Origin of the sequence: Weissella hellenica (assembly GCF_005405545.1) — a bacterium.
GTDB classification, from domain to species: domain Bacteria; phylum Bacillota; class Bacilli; order Lactobacillales; family Lactobacillaceae; genus Weissella; species Weissella hellenica.
In genome coordinates, this window is record NZ_BJEG01000003.1 from 15,023 (window position 1) to 36,199 (window position 21,177).

Consider the following 21,177-nt stretch of genomic DNA (forward strand, 5'->3'; position numbering starts at 1 on the left):
CCCCTTATTTATTAAAATGGATGATTATCATACTCAACCCATGACTCATGCGAATCCTGAATTCGTTTAAATATTTTTTCCATATCTGTATTAGTAAATGAAACCAACACTGGTCGGCCATGCGGACAATTATAAGGATTTGCTGCTTGCGCTAACTGTGTTAATAAGCCTCGCGCCTCATAATCATTTAATGACCAATTCGCTTTAATTGAGCGTTTACATGACATCATGATAGCTGTTTTTTCACGAAATGCTTTTGTTGTAATACTCCCATCACGCAATAGCCAATCAATCATCTCACGAATGGTTGACTCTTCTTGTCCTTTTTCAAACCAAGCCGGATGCTCACGTACAATTAACGCATCATCACCAAAAGATTCTAAACGTAAGCCAACCGCTTGTAATTCATCTTCGTGTGCTTGAATTTTTAAAATATCAACTTTCGGGTATGTTAAGACAATTGGCACCAATAGCCGTTGACTATCTAAGCCAAGTTTACCAATTTCTTCTCGAAAATATTCATATTTAATTCGTTCTTGCGCAGCATGCTGATCAATAATATAAAATCCGGCTTCAGCTTGAGCAAATAAAAATGTCCCATGCATTTGACCAATGTATTCTAGTGTTGGAAAACCATTCTGGACAGGTGTGTTTTCGGTCGTTGATTCATCAATCCAATCTAATTGCATTTCATTGGCTGCCACTGGCGTCGATACTTCCGTAAAAGGCTGTACAGCATCTTCAAGGCGGTACTTAGTCACAAACTCTTGGACACGTGTCGTCTCCAAATCAGTCACATTGGTAATCATAATAGGGTTAATACTTGTTTGCTCCTGATTTGGTTGCTTTATTTCATCTCGAATTTGTGAGTGGTGTGATGTTTCATCAATAGATAGCGCCAATTTATCATCATTTGGATCTTGCTTTGAATTAACACGATCGATACTCGTTCCTGAAATTTTTTGTAATTGAGCCATAAATTGCTCATTATCAGTTTCCGGAATTACCTCATCATTTATTTTATCGTGCATATAATTATCATACGCATCCGGAATCAAATTTTGATTAGTAAAACATTTAACAATCATTTCTTCAATCAAAGCCATTAATTGTGTCTCTTTGGACAGACGTACTTCATGTTTTTGCGGATGAACATTAACATCAACCAATAATGGATCCATACTAATTTGTAAGACAGCAATTGGAAAACGACCAACCATCAATTTTGAACCATAACCTTTAACAATGGCTTTACTTAAATTATAGTTTTTTACAAATCGGCCATTAATTAAAATGGAAATATATGATCGATTTGACCGTGTTAACTCTGGTAATGACACATAACCCGCAATTGCAAAATCATTATCACTTATATTCACTGCTATCATTTTTTTGGCTTGTGATAAACCATAAACACTAGCCATGACTTGCTGTAAATTACCATTACCTGCCGTTTGTAGTAACTCTTTTCCATTATGGACCAGATGAAAAGCGACTTTCGTATAACTCATGGCCAAACGATTAATAACATCGACGATTTGAGATAATTCCGTTGCTTGTGATTTTAAATATTTTAACCGTGCTGGTGTGTTATAGAATAAATCTGTGACCAAAATATCCGTTCCTTGCCGTGCGTTCGTCCCCGTTTGCAACAATAATTCACCGCCACGATAATGTATCTTTGTACCTTCTTTGGCATCCATTACTGCCGTTTGTAGCACAACATCAGCTACTGAGGCAATTGAAGGCAATGCTTCTCCACGAAAGCCGAGCGAATGTACGCGAAACAAATCTTGCCGAGAACTAATTTTTGACGTTGCGTGACGTAAAAAAGCCCGTTGTACTTGGTCGTTAGTAATACCTGCGCCATCATCAATAACCCGAATTGATTTAATGCCAGCATCTTCTACTAAAATGTCGATTTGCGTTGCTTGCGCGTCCAAGGCATTTTCAACTAATTCCTTAACAACAGAACCAGGACGTTCAATCACTTCGCCAGCAGCAATCTGGTTTGCTAAAATATCAGATAATTCATGGATTTCAGTCATCTACACACCTCTCTTACTGCATGCTTTGCTGCCATTCGTTTAACTTCATTAATGCTTCTAATGGTGTCATGGTAGCAACATTCAGTTGTTTCATTTCTTCAAGAATTTGTTGCGTTTGTGGATCAATGCTTTCCGATAGTGCAAACAAGTCCAATTGTCCCTCATCACCCGTGGCTGGTTTTACGACAGGTGCCATTGCTGGTTGCGTTATCTCGTCAACTGATAAATCAACTGATTCATCAGCTAAAGCCGTTTTAATCATGGGCGCCGTCTTTAATGACACATCTTGTTCTTCCAAATGACTTAAAATATCAGCCGCCCGTGTAATTAGGGAACTTGGTAATCCTGCTAACTTCGCAACATTAATACCATAACTTTGGTCAGCCGGTCCTGATAATACCTTATGTGAAAAAATAAGTTCACCGTCTTGTTCATTGGCACCAACGTGAACATTTTGTAATTCAGGTAGTTCATCGGCCAAAGCTGTTAATTCATGGTAATGCGTTGAAAATAATGTCTTAGCATGCGTATGTTCGTGAACATACTCAATAATTGCTTGTGCCAATGCCATTCCATCATAAGTCGCAGTACCACGACCTAATTCATCAAATAAAATTAATGAATGTTTCGTTGCATTCTGCAAAGCTGTGTTTGCTTCAGCCATTTCCACCATAAATGTTGAATTACCAGAAATCAAATCATCAGCTGCTCCAATACGCGTAAAAATTTGATCAAAAATCGGCAGTGTTGCTGCTGTTGCTGGTACAAATGAACCTATTTGGGCCATAACCACAATTAGTGCTAATTGGCGCATGTATGTCGACTTACCAGACATATTTGGTCCAGTTATTAACAAAATTGTGTCGTCAGCTTGCATTTCCACATTATTAGCGACATACTCTTGATGACCCAGTACTTTTTCAACAACCGGATGACGCCCCGACTGAATATCAATCACATCTTCATCAGTTAGTATTGGCCGCACAAAATGATATCGTTCAGCAACTGTTGCCAATGCTTGTAAAACATCTAACTGTGCTAAATGAGCAGCTAATGTTTGAATCCGTTGAATATTCTCTTTGATAGTTTGTCGAACGCTTGTGAATAACTGATATTCTAGCTCGCTTGACTTACTTTCTGCCTCTAGAATCATTTGCTCACGTTCTTTTAATTCAGGCGTAATAAACCGCTCGGCATTTACCAAGGTCTGTTTGCGAGTATAACGATCGGCATCTAACTTAGCAATATTGGCTTTCGTCACTTCAATGTAGTAGCCAAATACTTTATTAAATCCAATTTTTAGGGAATTAATCCCTGTTGCTTGCCGTTCATGTGCTTCTAACTCTGCTAACCAGGTTTTACCATTTGTCATTACATCACGATATTTATCTAACTGTTCATGGTACCCCGTACGAATAACACCGCCATCAGTCACTGAAATCGGTGGCTCATCTGTAATGGCCTCACCAATTAATACTTCAATATCTGAAACCGGATCTAAATTGATTCTTAACTCACCAAAAATAGCTGGATCAAGATCATCTAAAATACTTAAAATCTCAGGAACTTGTTGTAGTGACCGTCGTAGTTGTAATAAATCACGGCCATTAGCTGTACCATATGCAATGCGACCAGCGAGCCTCTCCAAATCGTAAACAGATTGCAGGGCTTCTTGTAATGCTGAACGCCCAAAGAATTCTTTCACTAACTCACCAATTTTATCATAGCGCTGATTTAAAATATTAGCGTCTAAGAGTGGTTGTTCTAGCCATTGTTTTAGCGTTCGTCCACCCATTGCCGTTTTAGTTTCATCTAATAACCAAAGCAAGGTTCCCGATCGTTGTTGCGTCCGTAAGTTAACTGTTAACTCTAAATTAGCTCGTGAATGTCGATCCATCTTCAAATATTGTGCCACTTCATAAGCTGTTGCCTGTTGAAGATGATCTAGCGAACGCTTTTGCGTATCAAATAAGTATTGCAATAAAGTATTAGCAGCAGCCTTAGGGGTTGTTTGTTGTAACTGTTGCGTCAAATAGGCAATTTCAGCATGCGTTTCATCTTGTGATTTTGTTTTTGAAACTAAAATACCTAATGTGGTTAAACTAGCTTGTAAGTCATTAGGTAACTCATCACTCGTCACAACTTCTTTTGTTTCCAAGCGACTAATTTCGTTCAAAACACTATTTAAGCCTTGCAAACTGGTTACTTTTATTTCACCGGTAGATAAATCTGTATAGGCTAAGCCATAACAATCAAGTGGTGCAACGGATAATCCAACCAGATAATTATTTTCTTTAGCTGCATCAGCTGACGTTTTCATACGTGTTCCAGGTGTTACTAACTGAACAACTTCACGTTTCACCATTCCCTCAGCTTCAGCAGGATTTTCTACCTGCTCAACTACGGCAACTTTATAGCCCTTATCTACCAATATATCGATATAGTTTTGCGCAGCATGGTGCGGAACACCCGCCATTGGAATTGGATCGGCTGAATTTTTATTTCGCTGTGTTAACGTCAACTCTAGTAGTTGTGATCCCACCACAGCATCATCATTAAACAATTCATAAAAATCACCCAGACGATAAAATAAAAATGCATCAGGATACTGCGCTTTAATCTCGTTATATTGCGCCATCATAGGCGTTATTTTGGGTTTAGCCATCATTATTCCTTTCTCTAATAAACAAGACCAGAACTTGATTTGCTCTGGTCTCGTTTCTATCAATATGCTTACCAACAAATCTTGGTTAACCTAATTACTTTAATCTTTTAATAAATCAGCTAGGTTAGCTAATGGTGTATTTTGGTGCTCTGTCTCTTTTTTTAGATTTGCATAAGATTCCTCTGAAATAACAGACCAATCCTTACCTGTAGGCATTGTGTCATTGGCTGCTTCTTCATCAGTTAATACTTGCAAAGGAATTGACAAAACGATGTATTCTAACAAGGCTTCATCAAAATTAATGATACCATCTTCAATCAAAATAACTGATTGTTCATCACTATACCGTTCTTCATGTTGCTTGTCTTTAATATAGATTTCATCGATATCAAAATCAATTGGTAATGTAACTGGCTGTAATGATCTTGTTGAAGGTGTTATTAATTCACCAGTCACATGCGCATGTACTAATACATCATCAGCTTCTGTTTGTGCAAATCCAACCACTTTGACAGGCTTAATTTCTTGAATAACATCACTAAACTGGTCCACTAGCTTACTATCAAGTGTTAATGTTTCGCTAAATTGTAATGGTTCATCTTTATACGTTTGTAATTGTGAAAATTGCCACTTCATAATTAATCCTTCCTTACTCATAAAAAACTGGTATACGCCCTGTATCCATTGCCTGTTGTAACGGTTGCTTGGCCATCAATTCATATAGTTTACCGGCACGATAATCCAACTGTAAAATATCATTTATCATCTCATGTGTCACGTGATTAATAACAGGTAATTGGATTTGATCACGCTTTTTTTTAATAAAAAACCGACCTTGCTTCGTTGCGCCAAGTACTCGTAAATAGGGACGCTGAAGCGCTTGCATCATTTCATCATGGCTTATATTTAATAGTGTGTATAACATTGTCCGTTGGAGACGTGACCATGTATACCGCTTACTTTTAAACATTGTCATAAATGTTTGATAGTCAACCCGTGTATACCGTGTCATTTGTTCTTTTAAGCGATACGCAAGCCCATCAGTTAATTGATAAATCTGTTCTAATTGACAAATTGGTGTTGTTAACACTTTATATTGTAAAAATGGGTACCACGCTTCTGACCAATTTTTAGATTGCTCACCACCCGCCAATAACTGTGCAGCTGGTTTTGATACATAATCCACAAATTCATTAACTGTTTGTTCTTGCAACATTAATTCACGTAATGCTGTTGCACTCGCAATCCGAGTATCGGTAATACCCGTTTGATGATAATCCGCTCCTTGACGTTGAATAGGCACTAAGTTCACTTTATCTGCATACCCTAAATCCAATAGCGCCATTGCATAAGCAAAGCCTAATAAATCATTGGGCTGCGATAAACGTTGCCCAGTAGCATCAGCTAAGACATCATTAAAAACAGTTGCATAGGTTTGCGTATAATCATTTTTAAATGCATCATTTTCACCTAATTTTTGGCGAGCAATTTTTGCCAAAGCCAAAAAATCAAGTTGTGCATGTTCTGCACCAAAGGCGATACAAGTCACCCCCGCTGCAACCAACACATTAACCGCCCCACGAGCAAATAAGTGGGCTGGTTGTACAGCAAAGGCAAACGGTAGTTCATAGACCACATCAGCACCGCCTATTAATGCTAATTCTGCGCGTTGCCATTTATCAAAAACAGCTGGTAAGCCTCGTTGCACAAAATTGCCCGACATCACAACAACCGTTGTATCAGCACCAGTTATTTGCTTTGCTTTTGCTAATTGATATGCATGTCCATTATGAAATGGATTATATTCGGCAACGATCCCAACTGCTTTCATAACTATTTTTCCTTCTAAGCTTTAGTAGCGCTAAAGAACCAACGATCTGTTTCTGCCGTAACATCTTGACGACCATAATCAGCAGACACCTTAATATCTTTAAAGCCAGCCTTTTTCAACAAACGCATAAAGGTCTCTAAATCATAAGTTCGTTCAGTGTGTATTTCTTGTAACTGCTGGTACCCATCAATTTCTTCGTTATACACAAAAAATGTTAATTCGTGCTCAACAGTATGTGACATACCCTCAACACCGTATGATGACCACATAAAAGCAGTCTCATCATCATGCCAATTAAACATGTAACCTGGATAGTAAACATCCGTCTGCCATGGTGAAATAACGTCGAATAAAAATTGCCCATCGTCTTCCAAGTGCTTAGCAACTTGTTTAAAAGCATCTAACATTTCTTTCGTGTTTGCTAGATAGTTAAAAGAATCGGCAAACGATGTTATTGTTGCATATTTTTGCTTCAAGTCAGACCATTCACGCATATCACCTTCAATTAACGGTAATTCAAGTTCCGCTTCTTGCGCATGTTGTGCGGCTAAAGTTAGCATTTCTGGTGACAAATCAAAAACTGTCACATCTTTAAAGCCGTTTTGTTTAAGTAAAATGGCTAAGCGACCTGCACCACCCGCTAGCTCTAATAATTTACCATCTTTAGCGGTTATATTCTTTTGTGCATAAGATAACCAGTCTTGGTAGGCATCCTCATCAAATAAATCATCATATAACTTTGCAAATGTTTGGTAATTCATTAAAAATCTTCCTTAATGATCCATTGATCAATTGCTACTTCTGGAGCAGCCTGCCAGTTTTTTTCAAGTCGATAAAAATCGCGTGTTTCTGTCTTAAATACGTGTACAATTAAATCACCAAAGTCCAATAAGGCCCATTGCCCCTCACTGCGTCCTTCTTGACGAATTAATTCGAATCCGGCCTCTGCCATTTGATCAATAATTTCATCAGCAATCGCAATCACTTGACGCTCAGTTGGTGCGCTCAAAATCAAGTAATTATCTGTGATAATACTCATTTCATGAATATCCAAAGATACTAAATCTTCAGCTCGCTTACCATCAGCAGCCTTCACTGCTACTTCCAACATATCATTAACATTAGTCATTATTTATCAACACTCCATGTATTATAAGTTAATAGCGTTCCCGGGTAGATACTAACCTTTTTAGTTAGCAAAAAGGTTAGTGTATGCGCCGTTTGCCAACCAACACTAGCTGCCAAATCGTCAAACGCCAACGCACGAACATCTTCTACCCCAGGAAAATCACGCCCTGTTTCAATATAATCAGCCATATACAATATCTGGCTGAGCTTAGTCATCACTGTAGCACCTGTGGTATGTTGCCGAATGGCATTTAAGATGTCTTCATGCGCAATGCCTAATTCATCTTTTACCATTTCAGCGCCAACAACGCCATGCCAAACATTATTACCCCAATTAGTCAAATCACGGTCCAATTGTTTTTTTTCAATCTCACGCAAAAAATCTTCATCAGAACGTTCTTTAGCATAGTCATGTGTTAAAGCTGCAATTGATGCTAATTCTGCATCAACATGCCATTTTTCAGCTAGTTGTAATGCCATCTCTTCTACACGCAAAACGTGCTCGAAACGTTTTGTTGATAACGCTTGCGAAACCTTATCAATTAGTAGTTCACGCGAACCACTAAAAATTTTTTGTGTATAAATTAGTTTATCTGTCATTTAAATATAACCCGTTTTCTACAATATAAGCTGCTACCAGATCAGGAACTAAATAACGGACACTTTGATGATGACTAATTCGTTGTCGAATATCAGTTGAGTTAATCATCAAATCAGGGACATCAACCCATAGTACGGGGTATGCTGATTCTTTTACTTGACCGGGGCGGTTAACCCCGACAAATTTAACTAGCTTTAGTAAATCATCAATCCGATACCATGTCTTAAGATAAGCAACCTCATCCCCACCAATTATAAAATAATATTCATAGTTAGGATGTTCAAGTTTCAATTGCAACATCGTATTATAAGTATAGCTTTTACCACCACGTTGCACTTCTAACGGTTCAATATCAAAACGACTGTTACCGATAATTGCTGCCTGAACCATCCGCGCACGATCAATTGGATTGATAGCTGCTTTATAATCCACATGTGGTGGCTTGGCATTGGGCATAAAATATACCTTATCCAGGCCTAATTTATCGGCAACTTGTTCAGCGATGATGAGATGACCAATATGTGGTGGGTTAAAGGTGCCCCCAAGAATCCCTATTTTTTGCTTATTTTTTGCAACCTCTGGTTCAAGTTGAAGTTGCGTAACAAATTGTTGAAATGTCGCTACCATAAGCCATCTCCCATTGCCTATTATTTATTAAATCTTTTGTACTGTTACTGAATAATGTCGGTTTTCTTTTTCATCAGATTCACCAAACAATACTAAAGTATGTCCGATTGTTTGCACAACTTGAATATCTGAATTTTCTTCAATAAACGTCTTTAATTCAGTCGTGTCAACTTCTGAATTAGCTAAAATGTTTACTTTAAACAACTCACGTTTATTAATTGCATCTTCTAATTGATCTAGCCAATTTTTTGTTAGACCTTGCTTACCAACACTAAATAGTGGTCGCATGTCGTGTGCTGATGCTCGTAAGTAACGTTTTTGTTTTCCGCGTAGTGATATCATGTTTTAAATCATTGCCCTTCTTGTTAATACTGAAACACCCTGTGGTGCCCAGCCTGCGACAACAGTATTTGCTGGTACGGTTAGCCATCCTAATCCGTCAATCACAATATCTGTTTTTTCTGTTGTTTTAAATTCATAGCGTTGCAGTGGTGGTAACATGGCCAAATTTTCGGTTGCTGGTGGTGCTAAAAGGTCACCGGCATGTTTTTCATAAAACGCATCTGCATTAGCTAGTTTTGTTCGGTGGATCAACAAATTATTTTCAAAATATGCTGTGATGCTAGTTCGCTGCCCTTGGATGTAATCAAAACGTGCCAAAGCACCCATAAATAAAGTCTGTCCTTCATTTAATTGGAACGTCTTAGGTTTGATTTCTTTTTGTGGTGACACGTATTTCAAATCCTTAGCACTTAAATAATGTGCCATTTGATCTTGATGAATAATACCAGGGGTATCAATAATATTGCTGTCATCATCTAGCGGAATTTCAATCCGATCCAATGTTGTCCCTGGGAATCGTGATGTTGTGATAACGTCATGCCGATCACCTGTTACTGATTTAATAACTTGATTGATTAAGGTTGACTTACCAACGTTAGTAACACCCACCACGTAAACAGAACGGTTTTTACGATACTTTGAAATTAAATCAAGCATTTTCTCAATATCTTCACCGTTTTTTCCTGATGTCAAAGCAACATCAATTGGACGGAGACCAGCAATATTAGCTTGTTGACGCATCCAATCTTTAATTTTACTGCGCTTCAATGAGCGTGGTAACACATCGACCTTATTACCAACTAGTAAAACGTCATTGTTTCCAACGAAACGGTGCAAGCCAGGAATTAATGAACCTGAAAAGTCAAAGACATCCATAACATAAACAACCAATGAATTTGTATCTGCAATTTGTTCTAACAAATGACGAAAATCATCATCAGTTAAATTAACTGGCTGGATTTCATTATAGTGACGCAAACGGAAACACCGTTGACAAAAGACTTCATCATTTTCAAAGCTCTTTTTAAGCGCTGACATTGGTGTATACCCAATGTCATTTTTATTATCGGTTTGAATTAACGCACCACAGCCAATACAGCGTAATCCTTCATCTATATATTGACGTATTGTCTCTTCACTAATCAAGTTGCTTCCTCCATTGTAATTGTGGATTGTTCTTTAACATATCCTTTTTGACACCTTTTTCAAAGAAACGATTAATTTTGGTATTCCATTGATCTGTTTCAATTAAAGGTTTTACTAAAATGCTACGCATACCAGCATTATTTGCAGCCCAAACATCCGTTAGTAATTGATCACCGACCATCACCATTTGGCTTGGATCAAGTTGTAAGGTTTTAGCAGCTTCCTTTAACCCACGCGTCATTGGCTTTAGAGCTCGTGCGACAAAGTCTAATTGCAAGGGGTCAGCCACTCGTGCAATCCGATCAGAAGAATTGTTAGAAACAATCAAGACGGGGATTTGCGCCTGCTTCATTTGCAATAACCAATCATGTAGTTCACGCGTACCATCAGGATTATTCCAGGCTACTAACGTATTATCTAAATCTGTCAAAACAGCTTTAATATTGTGCTGTTGTAATTGTTTTGGGGTAACGCAATAAATTGCGTCAATCATCCACGTTGGGGTAAATGAGTTCGTCATTTTTTATCCTTTTCCACTGTTAATCTTATTATAAAGTATACGCTAAATTTGTTATTTTATAAAGAACTCTGCCACGCACTTGCACGTTTTAAAATTTAAAATTAAGACAACAAATAAACCACATCTCTATTAGAGACGTGGCTTATTATACTTTATTATTATTTTGCTACTTCAGCATTGTATTGCTTTTCACCCATACGCTCTTCGCCAAGTGAAACGAAATCGTATGATAATTTATTTTGGCGTTCGAATTCAGCCATACCATATTGAATTAATTCATCAATCAGATTGGTATAACTAATTCCTGAAACTTCCCACATTTGTGGATACAATGAAATATTAGTAAATCCAGGTAATGTGTTGGGCTCACCCAAGTAAGGAACACCATTATTATCAATCATGAAGTCCATACGTGTTAGGCCAACAAGTCCTAATGCCTTGTATGCACGCAAAGCCATATCAGTAATTTCTTCAGCTAATGTATCATCCATCTTGGCGGGTAATTCAAATACCATACCAGACGCATCAACGAATTTGTTATTGTAATCATACCAAACATCATCTTCTGGCAAGACAATTCCACCTAAACGTGAAGCACGTGGGTTTTCATTTCCTAAGATTGAGATAAAGACTTCGCGTGGCTTATCCAAACCACCCTCAACCAAAACTTTATAATCATATTGGAATGAATCTTTCAACGCAACAGCATACTCTTCAGCATTAGTTACACGCGAAACCCCCACTGATGACCCTTGACTAGCAGCTTTAACAAACAAAACATCTGAGTTTAGTTTAGCTGTCAATTCATCAAAAGTGTAGTCCTTATAATTTTGGTCAGTTACCAAAACGTAATCAGTGTTACGAACACCTGCTTGATTTAGAATACGCTTCGTCAAATCCTTATCAAATGACATCGCTGATGCGGCAATTCCCGGCCCCAAATATGGCTTCTTTAGCAAACGGAACAATGCTTGCAACGTACCATCTTCACCCAAGTTTCCGTGAACAACTGGGTAGAAGAAATCAATGTTGGCCATCTCACTCAATGCAGCAATTGGTGTCAATGGGTTAGTCATATCCATCTTTTCCTTCGCTGCAGCAACAATTGCATCTTCATCTTCCCCTTCAAAGACACGCCATGAATCTTTTGAGTTCATCATAATACCGTCTTTTGAAATCAAAAAGACAGTGACATCGTACTTTTCTTTATCCATAGCATCATAAATGTTATGTGCTGACCGTTTTGAAACATCGTGCTCAGATGAATTTCCACCAAACAACATTGCAATATTTAATTTTTCTGACATATTGGTTCTCCCCTTGACTGTCAAACTGATTTAATATAGAAACCTAAGTATAACACATAAATCCGATTTATGGGATTATTACATCAAAAGATCCCTGGACTCGTTCAAATAATCAAAAATTTCTTTAGGCAAATTATCGCGCATCATGAGACCTTGTAAAAATCTTTGCTGATTATATAAACAATGCCATGCCCCCTCAGATTCTGGTTGCATTTGCCGTGTCATCTCTTGACGCCACTGTTTTAATTGTTGTAAAAAGTACTTTGCATATAATTCATTTGTATTAACTAAATCTGTAATCAGACCAATCAAACGACGATTTTCACCCATAATAAGCGGCATATCCAACCGTTTTAATTTTTCAATTAAAATGGTCAACAAAAATATTTTATCCGCCCGTTGCACCTTATCGTCATGCATAAATTCTGACATCAAATTACCAATGTGCATAAAAGCATGGGCCCAGCCTTTATCACCAACAAAGCCACGCGTATCACGTTCTAAGGCAATATACGTTGCAAGGTTAATGAATAACGTTTGTTCTGCTTCATCACTAATAAATTTATTACTGCCTTTACGATTGGCATGCCGTAACATTGACAAGACAAATATCGCAAACGAGCGATAAAATACGCCATCATTATCTAGTTCATCGATATGACTAAACAACACATTATCTTGAACAAGACAACGTACTATCAAAAATAATTGATTAGTTTCAAACACACCATTTTGTAATCCATCACTGATAAAAAAGAAAGCGCCTTTATCCCGCAATGTCGGATCAGTTTGACGTAGGCTACTTAATAAATCTAAAACGTCTTGATTGCTAATTTTAACAGATTGACCAGCATACATCATTTGCTGCCATTCTAAAATACGTTGTTTAATATCTTCTGCTTGTTCATCTGCTAATTGCACAACTTGGCTAGGTTCATCATAATCAATTTGATCAAGTAAATGACCAACTTGACTACCTAGTGAATTTAATAATTTACCTGCATAGACTTGTTCGTGAAGCAACTTTAATTCATCACGAACGTCGTCAATCGTATATTCCATTCTTTGACGCCTTTCCTTGTTATTATTTGTCTCATTTAGATTACCACAACCATTTAAAATAAAAAACACACTAATGGTAACAAATATAAACTTGTACACTAAATTAATTTCCTAAAGTCGCTTACTCATGACATTTTGTTAGCATAACAAAAACGTCCACTAGCTTAATGCCATCCATATACTATAAGTTAAACTAATTCGTTAACTCTTTACCGGATGTCTCATCGTAGTAGACGCTTTTATTTTTATGATATTAATGGCTATTTAAAGGTTACTCTTTCAAATGGAAATAATAAGTTGAAACAGTAACATCACGCGATGCCAATGCTGCTCTTAATTTATTACTATTTTGATTATGCAAGGCATTCTGCCAACCATGGCGTGGCACAAATTGTGGTATTAAAATTGTCAAAGAATGATTGCGAGCTGTCGTTGCTTTGGCAATTTCATCAACAAATCGCATTGCTGGTTTTGTAATGGAGCGATATGAAGAATGAATATCAACATAGCGTACATCTGGAAATTCGCGCTTAAATTCAACGCCCAAACGATGTTCTTTTTGGGGATTTGAATCAAACGACACATGCATAGCCAATACCTTATCACCAACTGACTTTGCATAGTCAACAGCATCAGCCGTGGCCCGCGTTAAATTAGATACAAGGATAATAACCGTTGCACCATCATAACGACTCCGTCGGATGGGTTCTTGGGACAAAATTTTTAATTGTTTAGCCACTAAACGATAATGACGATTAATCACCAAGAAAATGCGTAGGACAATTGGCATGATTAGCAAATATGGCCACACTGAAGCAAAATGTAAAGTAAACAATATAATAACTAAGAGCGCTGATAATAAGGCACCAACTAGGTTAATAATTGATTTACCTAACCAGAACCCATCACGTTCACGCCACCAGTGAATAATCATCCCCGACTGAGATAAAGTAAACGGGACAAACACACAGACTGCGTATAACGGAATTAAAGCTGCTGTCGATCCTTGGAATATGGCCAATAGGATAATCGCACCAAAAGCTAGCGAAACAATGCCCTTTGAATAGCCTAAGCGATCTCCGCGATCCATGTAACTATGTGGCATAAACTTATCTTTCGCTAAGTTAAAAGCCAACTGTGGAAATGCAGAAAATCCTGTATTAGCCGCAACCGCCAAAATAGCTGCTGTTGCAATTTGTAAGACATAGAATAAAACACCATGTCCAAATACTTGTTCACCAATTTGTGCCAAAACGGTGAGATTTTTTGCTGGCTTAATCCCATAAGCAAACGACAAACCTGTTACACCAACAAGAAAAAAGGTTAAAATAAGTGCCATAATTGACAATGTTGCTGCTGCATTTTTTGCCTTAGGATTCTTAAAATTAGGTACTGCATTGGAAATTGCTTCCACCCCTGTTAATGAAGATGAACCACTAGAAAAGGCTTTTAAGAACAACAATAATGACACACTACCTGTTGCAATATTTCCGGTAGTTGTCGGTTGATAATGCACATTACCCGTCAAAATATTCACGAATCCCCAAATAATCATGACAACCATTATCAAAATAAATAGATAAACCGGTAGCATCAAAACACCTGCTGATTCACGCATACCACGCAAGTTAATACCTGTTAGCGCTAAAATGATAATGACACCAATGGCCACATTGTACGAATGTAACGCCGGAATGGCTGAAACAATCGCTTCCGTTCCTGAAGCTACCGATACTGCAACCGTTAGCATGTAGTCAACCAATAACGAACCACCTGCAACCAAACCAGCATTACGGCCCCAGTTGGTAGAAGTAACAAGATAAGCACCCCCACCAGCAGGATACTCATGAATAATTTGTCGGTATGACAGCGTAATCGCTGCCAACAAAATTAAAACCACCCCAACAATTGGTAACTGTAACCACAATGTTGCCGCACCACCTGCAACCATTAACACTGTGATAATTTGCTCTGTTCCATATGCAACGGATGACAAAGCATCTGATGATAATAACGCCAACGCCTTTGTTCGACTAAGGTGTCTTGCATCTTCATCTAAAGTTTTTAATGGTTTCCCAATTAAAAACCGCTTCAATAAAGGCCACATCTTCTTGCTCCTCAATAAATAATTAATTGTATACAACATGATTATCTTACCAACAGTTTATACAAGGACTCATTGTAGTTCTCAAATTATTAATTGTCTATCTTTTTATTCCTTTTTTATTTTTCTTTTTCGTGACATTATTACAGGCTTACGCACAAAAAAATGGTGATAACTTTTGTACAGTCACCACCATTTTTAATTACTATTTTACATCATACCTGGCATGCCACCTTGAGCAGGCATTTGCGCATCTGAATCATCAGTTTTATTAGCGATCACGGCTTCAGTTGTCAATAATAAGGCTGAAACAGAAGCTGCATTTTGCAAAGCTGAACGAGTTACCTTAGTTGGATCCACAATACCAGCTTGAATCATATCGGTCCACTCACCAGTTGCTGCATTGTAGCCAACACCAACTTCTTCATGCTTCAATTGGTTAACAATAACAGATCCTTCAACACCTGCATTTTCTGCAATTTGACGAACTGGCTCTTCTAAGGCACGTTTTACAATGTTGATACCAGTTTGAACATCCCCAGATTCAGTCAAATCTGCAACAGCTGGAATAACATTAACCAATGCAGTTCCACCACCTGAAACAAAACCTTCTTCAACAGCAGCACGCGTTGCATTTAAAGCATCCTCAATACGGTACTTACGTTCTTTTAGTTCCGTTTCAGTGGCTGCTCCAACGTTAACGACAGCGACACCACCGGCTAACTTTGCTAAACGTTCTTGCAATTTCTCACGGTCAAAATCAGAGGTTGTTTCTGTAATTTGACCCTTAATCAATTCAACACGTTCCTTAATCGTTGCTGAATTCCCATTACCTTCAACAATCGTCGTATTATCCTTGGTAACTGTAACTTTAGCAGCTTGACCAAGTTGTTCGATCGTCATATCTTTCAAATTCAAGCCCAATTCATCAGTAATGACGGTTCCACCAGTTAAGATGGCGATATCTTCTAGTTGTGCCTTACGACGATCACCAAATCCTGGCGCCTTAACAGCTACAACATTAAACGTACCACGCATCTTATTTAGAACAAGCGTTGGCAAAGCTTCACCAGTAATATCATCAGCAATAATTAGCAAAGCACGTCCTTGTTCAACAACACTTTGCAAAACAGGTAGAATATCTTGAATATTACCAATCTTCTTGTCCGTAATTAAGATATAAGGATTATCCAACGATGCTTCCATCTTGTCATTATCCGTTACCATGTATTGTGACATGTAACCACGATCAAATTGCATTCCTTCAACAACATCTAAGGTGGTTTCAATTCCCTTTGATTCCTCGATAGTTATGACACCATCGTTACCCACTTTTTCCATCGCTTCAGCAATCAATTGACCAACTTCTGGGTTAGCTGCTGAAATTGAAGCGATTTGTGTGATCTCTTCTCTAGTAGAAACCGTTTTTGACATATCATGCAAAGCCTTTACAGCTGCTGCTGTCGCTAATTCAATTCCACGACGCACACCAACTGGGTTAGCACCAGCTGTAACATTCTTCATACCTTCGTTGATAATAGATTGTGCTAGTACTGTCGCTGTTGTGGTACCATCACCAGCAATATCATTAGTCTTTGAAGCAACTTCAGCAACTAACTTAGCCCCCATATCTTCAAAATGGTCTTCTAATTCAACAGCCTTTGCAATTGTCACACCATCGTTTGTAATTGTTGGTGCTCCAAAACTTTGTTCAATCACAACATTTCGTCCCTTAGGACCAATCGTTGTTTTTACTGTATCGGCAAGCTTATCAACACCCGCTTGCATTTTTGCACGTGCATCCTCTGAAAATTCAATATCTTTTGCCATAATTTATTACCCTCTATCGTTTTATTAAGTATTAAGTATTTAAATTACAAAACTGCCACGATGTCTTTTTCGTGAACAACTAAATAGTCAACCCCATCAATACTAATTTCTGCACCTGCATATTTATCAAAGATGACTTGATCACCCTCTTTAACTGCAACAGGTGCTGTTAAATCGCCAACTGTCTGCGTCGAAACAGCAACAACTTTTCCTGTAACTGACTTTTCTTGTGCATTAGAAGCTAATAAAATCCCCCCAACTGATTGCTCAGGTGCTTCTGATACTTGCAATACAACACGATCTCCTAATGGTTTCAACATGTTATCTGACCTCCACAGGTTATATTTTCTTTATTTTAGCACTCTTTACGTTTAAGTGCTAATCAACACTATTAATAATACCATACTCTTCTTTTTTTGCAAACCTTTCCTATCGGATATTTCGCTACAAAAAAACGTTAAGATTCCCCTTCCAAATAGGTTACCTTAACGCCTTATTTTAACTTCAGTAAAGATGCAATATTTCAAAATCAAACTTTTTCAGCATGTCGTTAATCTTCAGTCAAAAATTGTTCTAAAGCGACACTAGCCTCCGTCCATTGATCTTCAATATCTTGTAATTGACTATCTAATTCTGCAATTTTTTCTGATAATTCATTTAGTTTTTGTAAATCAGTACCATTTTGAGGGTCATTTAATGCTTCATTAGCAACCTCATGATCATCAGAAAGAACCGTCATTTTATTTTCTAATGCGGTTACTGCACGCTCCAAACGGCGTTGTTCTCGTTGTCTTTCTTTCTGTTCAGCCCTTGATAATGTTTTAGCACTAACTGTTTCTGGTATATCATCAGTGGTAGCCGTTTTTGATTCATCTACTTCAATAGCTGTTTTTTCCAGATAATAGTCATAGTCACCATCAAAAAAGCGCGTGCCATTAGGCGATAGTTCAACGACTTCAGTTGCCACTTCATTAATAAAGTAACGATCATGTGATACAAAGAAAATTGTCCCATTGTATTCATTTAAAGCAGTTTCCAAAACCTCACGTGAATCAATATCCAAATGATTAGTCGGCTCATCCAAAATCAAGAAATTAGCATGTTCTAATGCTAGCTTTGTTAATAATAGTCGTGCTCGTTCACCACCTGATAAAGCTGAGACTAATTTTTCGACAGCTTCACCTGAAAACATAAATGAACCCAAAATTGATCGAACATCCTTTTCAGGCATTGTTGGATGCTCATCCCAAATCGTATCAATCACAGAACGCTTGTTGTCCAATGTCTGCTGTTCTTGATCATAATAACCAACCGTTACATTCGCACCTAGTTTTATTTGACCAGCCAATAGTGGCAACTTACCCAAAACGGTTTTGATAAACGTTGATTTCCCAATTCCATTTGGCCCTACAAGGGCAACTGCATGTTGTTTATCAACATCAATATTAACGTTTTCAGCCAATACGTGGGTCATATCATAACCCAACTTAACATCATTTACACGTAATACTTCATTACCAGAATCTTCATCTGCTTTAAACTGAATTCTAGCAACGCCTGATTCGTTTTTAGGCGCCTCAATTCGCGTCATGCGTTCCAATTGTTTCCGTCTTGATTGGGCACGTTTAGTCGTTGACGCACGCACAATATTTCTTTTAACGAAATCTTCTAGTTTCGCAATTTCTTCTTGTTGTTTGTCATACGCTTTTTGTTCTTGTAACACGTTAGCAGCTTTTTGTTTCATAAAATCACTATAATTTCCTTTATAATGATCTAACTGACCCGAATGCATATCATATACTTCTGTTACGACACGATCCAAGAAATAACGGTCGTGGGAAACAATTAATAAGGCACCTTGATAATTTTTAAGGTATTGTTCTAACCAAGCTAGCGTTTGCATGTCTAAATGGTTAGTTGGCTCATCTAAAATAAGTAAATCAGGGGTCTCCAACAACTGTTTTGCAATTGCCAACCGTGTTCGTTGCCCACCAGATAATGCGACAATTTTTTGATCATAAAACGATTCATCAAAATCAAATCCATGTAATACTGATCGAATTGTTGCATCATAACCATAACCATTCTTTTCATCAAAATCATGTTGCGCCTGGTCGTAAGCTGCCAACAAATCTGTATAAGCATCACTAGTATAATCTGTTGTCGTTGCAATTTGGTTTTCCATCTGACGCAACCGCTTTTCCAGCGCAATAACGTCAGCAAATGCCGTTAGCATTTCATTATAGACTGACAAGTCAGAATCCAAACCTGAATTTTGGGCCAAATAAGCCATTCGAATCCCTTTTTTCATTGAAACTTCACCTTCATCTGGCATTGTTTCACCAATCAACATTTTTAACAACGTTGATTTTCCTGCACCATTACGGCCAACCAACCCAACCCGGGCCTTGCTTTGAATTTGCATTGAAATATTATCAAAAAATGTCACACCGTTAAAGCGACGTGCAACATTGCTTGCTTGCAAAATAATCATTTTTTATTACTCCATTTTAACTAAATTATGCCATTATTTAGTTAATATTATTTTTCTATAATCTATTAAGTACGCCTCACACCTATGTTTAATCTAACACTGATAAATTCTGTCTTACTTCAGAAACAAAGTACAATGAACCTGTAAACAAAATCAAATCATCCTTTTGCATTTGTGATGTCACAGCTGCAAAACCGCTTTGCCAACTTTCATGGACCGTCACCGTTTGATTTTTTATCTGTTGGACAGCTGTATTGGGGTTGACGGGTTGCCGATTATTCGGTCCCATAAATCCCACAACATGCAAATCAACATTAGGTAAGTCTGCTAATAATTGTAACATTTTTGCATAATTTTTATCCTGCAAAGCGCCAAAGAGCAGATGGACTGTTTGTTGACTAAAACGATCAGTAATGGTTTTAACCAAAGCTTGCACACCAGGTTCATTATGTGCCCCATCCAAAACAATCGCTGGTTGACTACTAATTTCTTCAAAACGTACAGGCCATGTAACCGTCCGCAAAGCAGCCGAAACATGTTCCCTAGTTAAAATTATCCCAAAACAGTCGCAAACTAATGCTGCTGTTTGTAAGGCAACTGCTGCATTATCAATTTGATAACGCCCGATTAAATCAACAAAAACGTCTTCATAATTAACCGTCCCTGTTACCGTGAAGGTTTCACCCCAAGCTTGTGTCGGTTGTTGATTTTTAGTTTTAAAATGTTCACCTAGCCGATAAACTGGCGCACCCAGTGCACTAGCGACTGTATCAATGACGTCATCTGCTTCCGCTGGTAAACGACCAACAACGACTGGGCGCTGTTTTTGAATAATGCCAGCCTTTTGTGTCGCAATTTCTGTTAAGGTATTCCCCAGTACATGCATATGATCAAGTCCGACAGTGGTCACAACCGAAACAATTTTATCCGGTATGATTGTTGTTGAATCCCAGGTACCACCCACACCAACTTCCAAAATAACAACATCAACCGCATGCTTAGCAAAATACATAAACATTAGTACCGTCAATGTTTCAAATTCAGTTAACCCACTAGGTAACGTTTTATCTAATTCCTCTATAATTGGTGCTAATTCTTGCATTAAGGCTAATAAATCAGCATCTCGGATACTACCATTATCATCTTGAATCCGTTCGTTAAATTTTAAAATATAGGGTGACGTGAACAAACCAACACGTAATCCGCTTTTTCTAAGTAATTGTGCAACCATTTTACTGGTTGAGCCTTTACCATTTGTCCCTGTAATGTGCACGTACTTTGATTGTCGTTCAGGATGACCTAACAAATCTAAAATTTTATTCAAACGCTCAAAGCTGGGTGTTTTAGTCCATTTATGGCGGCTATGAATATAGTCAATCGCTTGAGCAACTGTCGTTATTTTTATCATATATCCCTCAATTTTATCCCATCAAAAACAAAAGCGCCCTCTACCAAGTAGACGGCGCTCATGT

At 37.9% G+C, this 21,177-nt stretch carries 18 protein-coding genes; all 18 read right to left on the reverse strand.

Going from position 1 to position 21,177, the window contains the following annotated elements; translation table 11 throughout:
- Nucleotides 1-11: 11 nt before the first annotated feature.
- The 18 genes from mutL to FFM61_RS02965 all read right to left on the reverse strand — a co-directional run bounded on the left by mutL (nt 12) and on the right by FFM61_RS02965 (nt 21,113).
- Nucleotides 12-2,048: a DNA mismatch repair endonuclease MutL gene (gene mutL, locus FFM61_RS02880; protein ID WP_074427215.1), complete on the reverse strand. Its 2,037-nt coding sequence runs from the start codon at nt 2,046-2,048 to the stop codon at nt 12-14.
- 13 nt (nt 2,049-2,061) lie between these two features.
- On the reverse strand, nt 2,062-4,713 hold the full coding sequence (gene mutS / locus FFM61_RS02885) for a DNA mismatch repair protein MutS (protein WP_074427237.1): 2,652 nt from the start codon (nt 4,711-4,713) through the stop codon (nt 2,062-2,064).
- Between the two features lie 99 nt (nt 4,714-4,812).
- Nucleotides 4,813-5,349: a YceD family protein gene (locus FFM61_RS02890; protein WP_074427214.1), complete on the reverse strand. Its 537-nt coding sequence runs from the start codon at nt 5,347-5,349 to the stop codon at nt 4,813-4,815.
- A 13-nt stretch (nt 5,350-5,362) separates the two neighbouring features.
- Complete coding sequence (locus FFM61_RS02895) at nt 5,363-6,544, reverse strand: nucleotidyltransferase (RefSeq protein ID WP_074427213.1); 1,182 nt, start codon at nt 6,542-6,544, stop codon at nt 5,363-5,365.
- Between the two features lie 14 nt (nt 6,545-6,558).
- Nucleotides 6,559-7,305: a class I SAM-dependent DNA methyltransferase gene (locus FFM61_RS02900; RefSeq protein WP_074427212.1), complete on the reverse strand. Its 747-nt coding sequence runs from the start codon at nt 7,303-7,305 to the stop codon at nt 6,559-6,561.
- Complete coding sequence (gene rsfS, locus FFM61_RS02905; RefSeq protein WP_074427211.1) at nt 7,305-7,673, reverse strand: ribosome silencing factor; 369 nt, start codon at nt 7,671-7,673, stop codon at nt 7,305-7,307. The genes FFM61_RS02900 and rsfS overlap by 1 nt, the downstream gene beginning before the upstream one ends.
- Nucleotides 7,673-8,272, reverse strand: coding sequence for a bis(5'-nucleosyl)-tetraphosphatase (symmetrical) YqeK (gene yqeK / locus FFM61_RS02910; protein WP_074427210.1), 600 nt, complete (start codon nt 8,270-8,272; stop codon nt 7,673-7,675). Before yqeK ends, rsfS begins: the two co-directional genes overlap by 1 nt.
- Nucleotides 8,262-8,900 (reverse strand): nicotinate-nucleotide adenylyltransferase, encoded by a 639-nt coding sequence (locus FFM61_RS02915; protein WP_074427209.1) that lies wholly within the window; start codon nt 8,898-8,900, stop codon nt 8,262-8,264. Before FFM61_RS02915 ends, yqeK begins: the two co-directional genes overlap by 11 nt.
- A gap of 27 nt (nt 8,901-8,927) precedes the next feature.
- Entirely contained in the window at nt 8,928-9,242 is a 315-nt protein-coding gene (yhbY, locus tag FFM61_RS02920) for a ribosome assembly RNA-binding protein YhbY (protein ID WP_074427208.1), read from the reverse strand.
- A gap of 3 nt (nt 9,243-9,245) precedes the next feature.
- Entirely contained in the window at nt 9,246-10,388 is a 1,143-nt protein-coding gene (gene yqeH, locus FFM61_RS02925; protein WP_074427207.1) for a ribosome biogenesis GTPase YqeH, read from the reverse strand.
- Complete coding sequence (locus FFM61_RS02930) at nt 10,381-10,908, reverse strand: YqeG family HAD IIIA-type phosphatase (protein WP_074427206.1); 528 nt, start codon at nt 10,906-10,908, stop codon at nt 10,381-10,383. Before FFM61_RS02930 ends, yqeH begins: the two co-directional genes overlap by 8 nt.
- Nucleotides 10,909-11,066: 158 nt before the next feature.
- Nucleotides 11,067-12,215: a D-alanine--D-alanine ligase family protein gene (locus FFM61_RS02935; RefSeq protein ID WP_074427205.1), complete on the reverse strand. Its 1,149-nt coding sequence runs from the start codon at nt 12,213-12,215 to the stop codon at nt 11,067-11,069.
- A 78-nt stretch (nt 12,216-12,293) separates the two neighbouring features.
- Nucleotides 12,294-13,277 carry a DUF2785 domain-containing protein gene (locus FFM61_RS02940; protein WP_074427204.1) on the reverse strand — a complete coding sequence of 328 codons (984 nt, stop codon included), beginning with the start codon at nt 13,275-13,277 and terminating at the stop codon, nt 12,294-12,296.
- Nucleotides 13,278-13,548: 271 nt separating this feature from the next.
- Nucleotides 13,549-15,384, reverse strand: a complete 1,836-nt coding sequence (gene kimA / locus FFM61_RS02945) for a potassium transporter KimA (protein WP_074427203.1) — start codon at nt 15,382-15,384, stop codon at nt 13,549-13,551.
- Nucleotides 15,385-15,591: 207 nt separating this feature from the next.
- Nucleotides 15,592-17,211 carry a chaperonin GroEL gene (gene groL, locus FFM61_RS02950; protein WP_074427202.1) on the reverse strand — a complete coding sequence of 540 codons (1,620 nt, stop codon included), beginning with the start codon at nt 17,209-17,211 and terminating at the stop codon, nt 15,592-15,594.
- A 44-nt stretch (nt 17,212-17,255) separates the two neighbouring features.
- Complete coding sequence (locus FFM61_RS02955; protein ID WP_042491596.1) at nt 17,256-17,531, reverse strand: co-chaperone GroES; 276 nt, start codon at nt 17,529-17,531, stop codon at nt 17,256-17,258.
- Between the two features lie 230 nt (nt 17,532-17,761).
- Nucleotides 17,762-19,705, reverse strand: a complete 1,944-nt coding sequence (locus tag FFM61_RS02960) for an ABC-F family ATP-binding cassette domain-containing protein (RefSeq protein ID WP_074427201.1) — start codon at nt 19,703-19,705, stop codon at nt 17,762-17,764.
- 88 nt (nt 19,706-19,793) lie between these two features.
- Entirely contained in the window at nt 19,794-21,113 is a 1,320-nt protein-coding gene (locus tag FFM61_RS02965; RefSeq protein ID WP_074427200.1) for a bifunctional folylpolyglutamate synthase/dihydrofolate synthase, read from the reverse strand.
- Nucleotides 21,114-21,177: the final 64 nt, after the last annotated feature.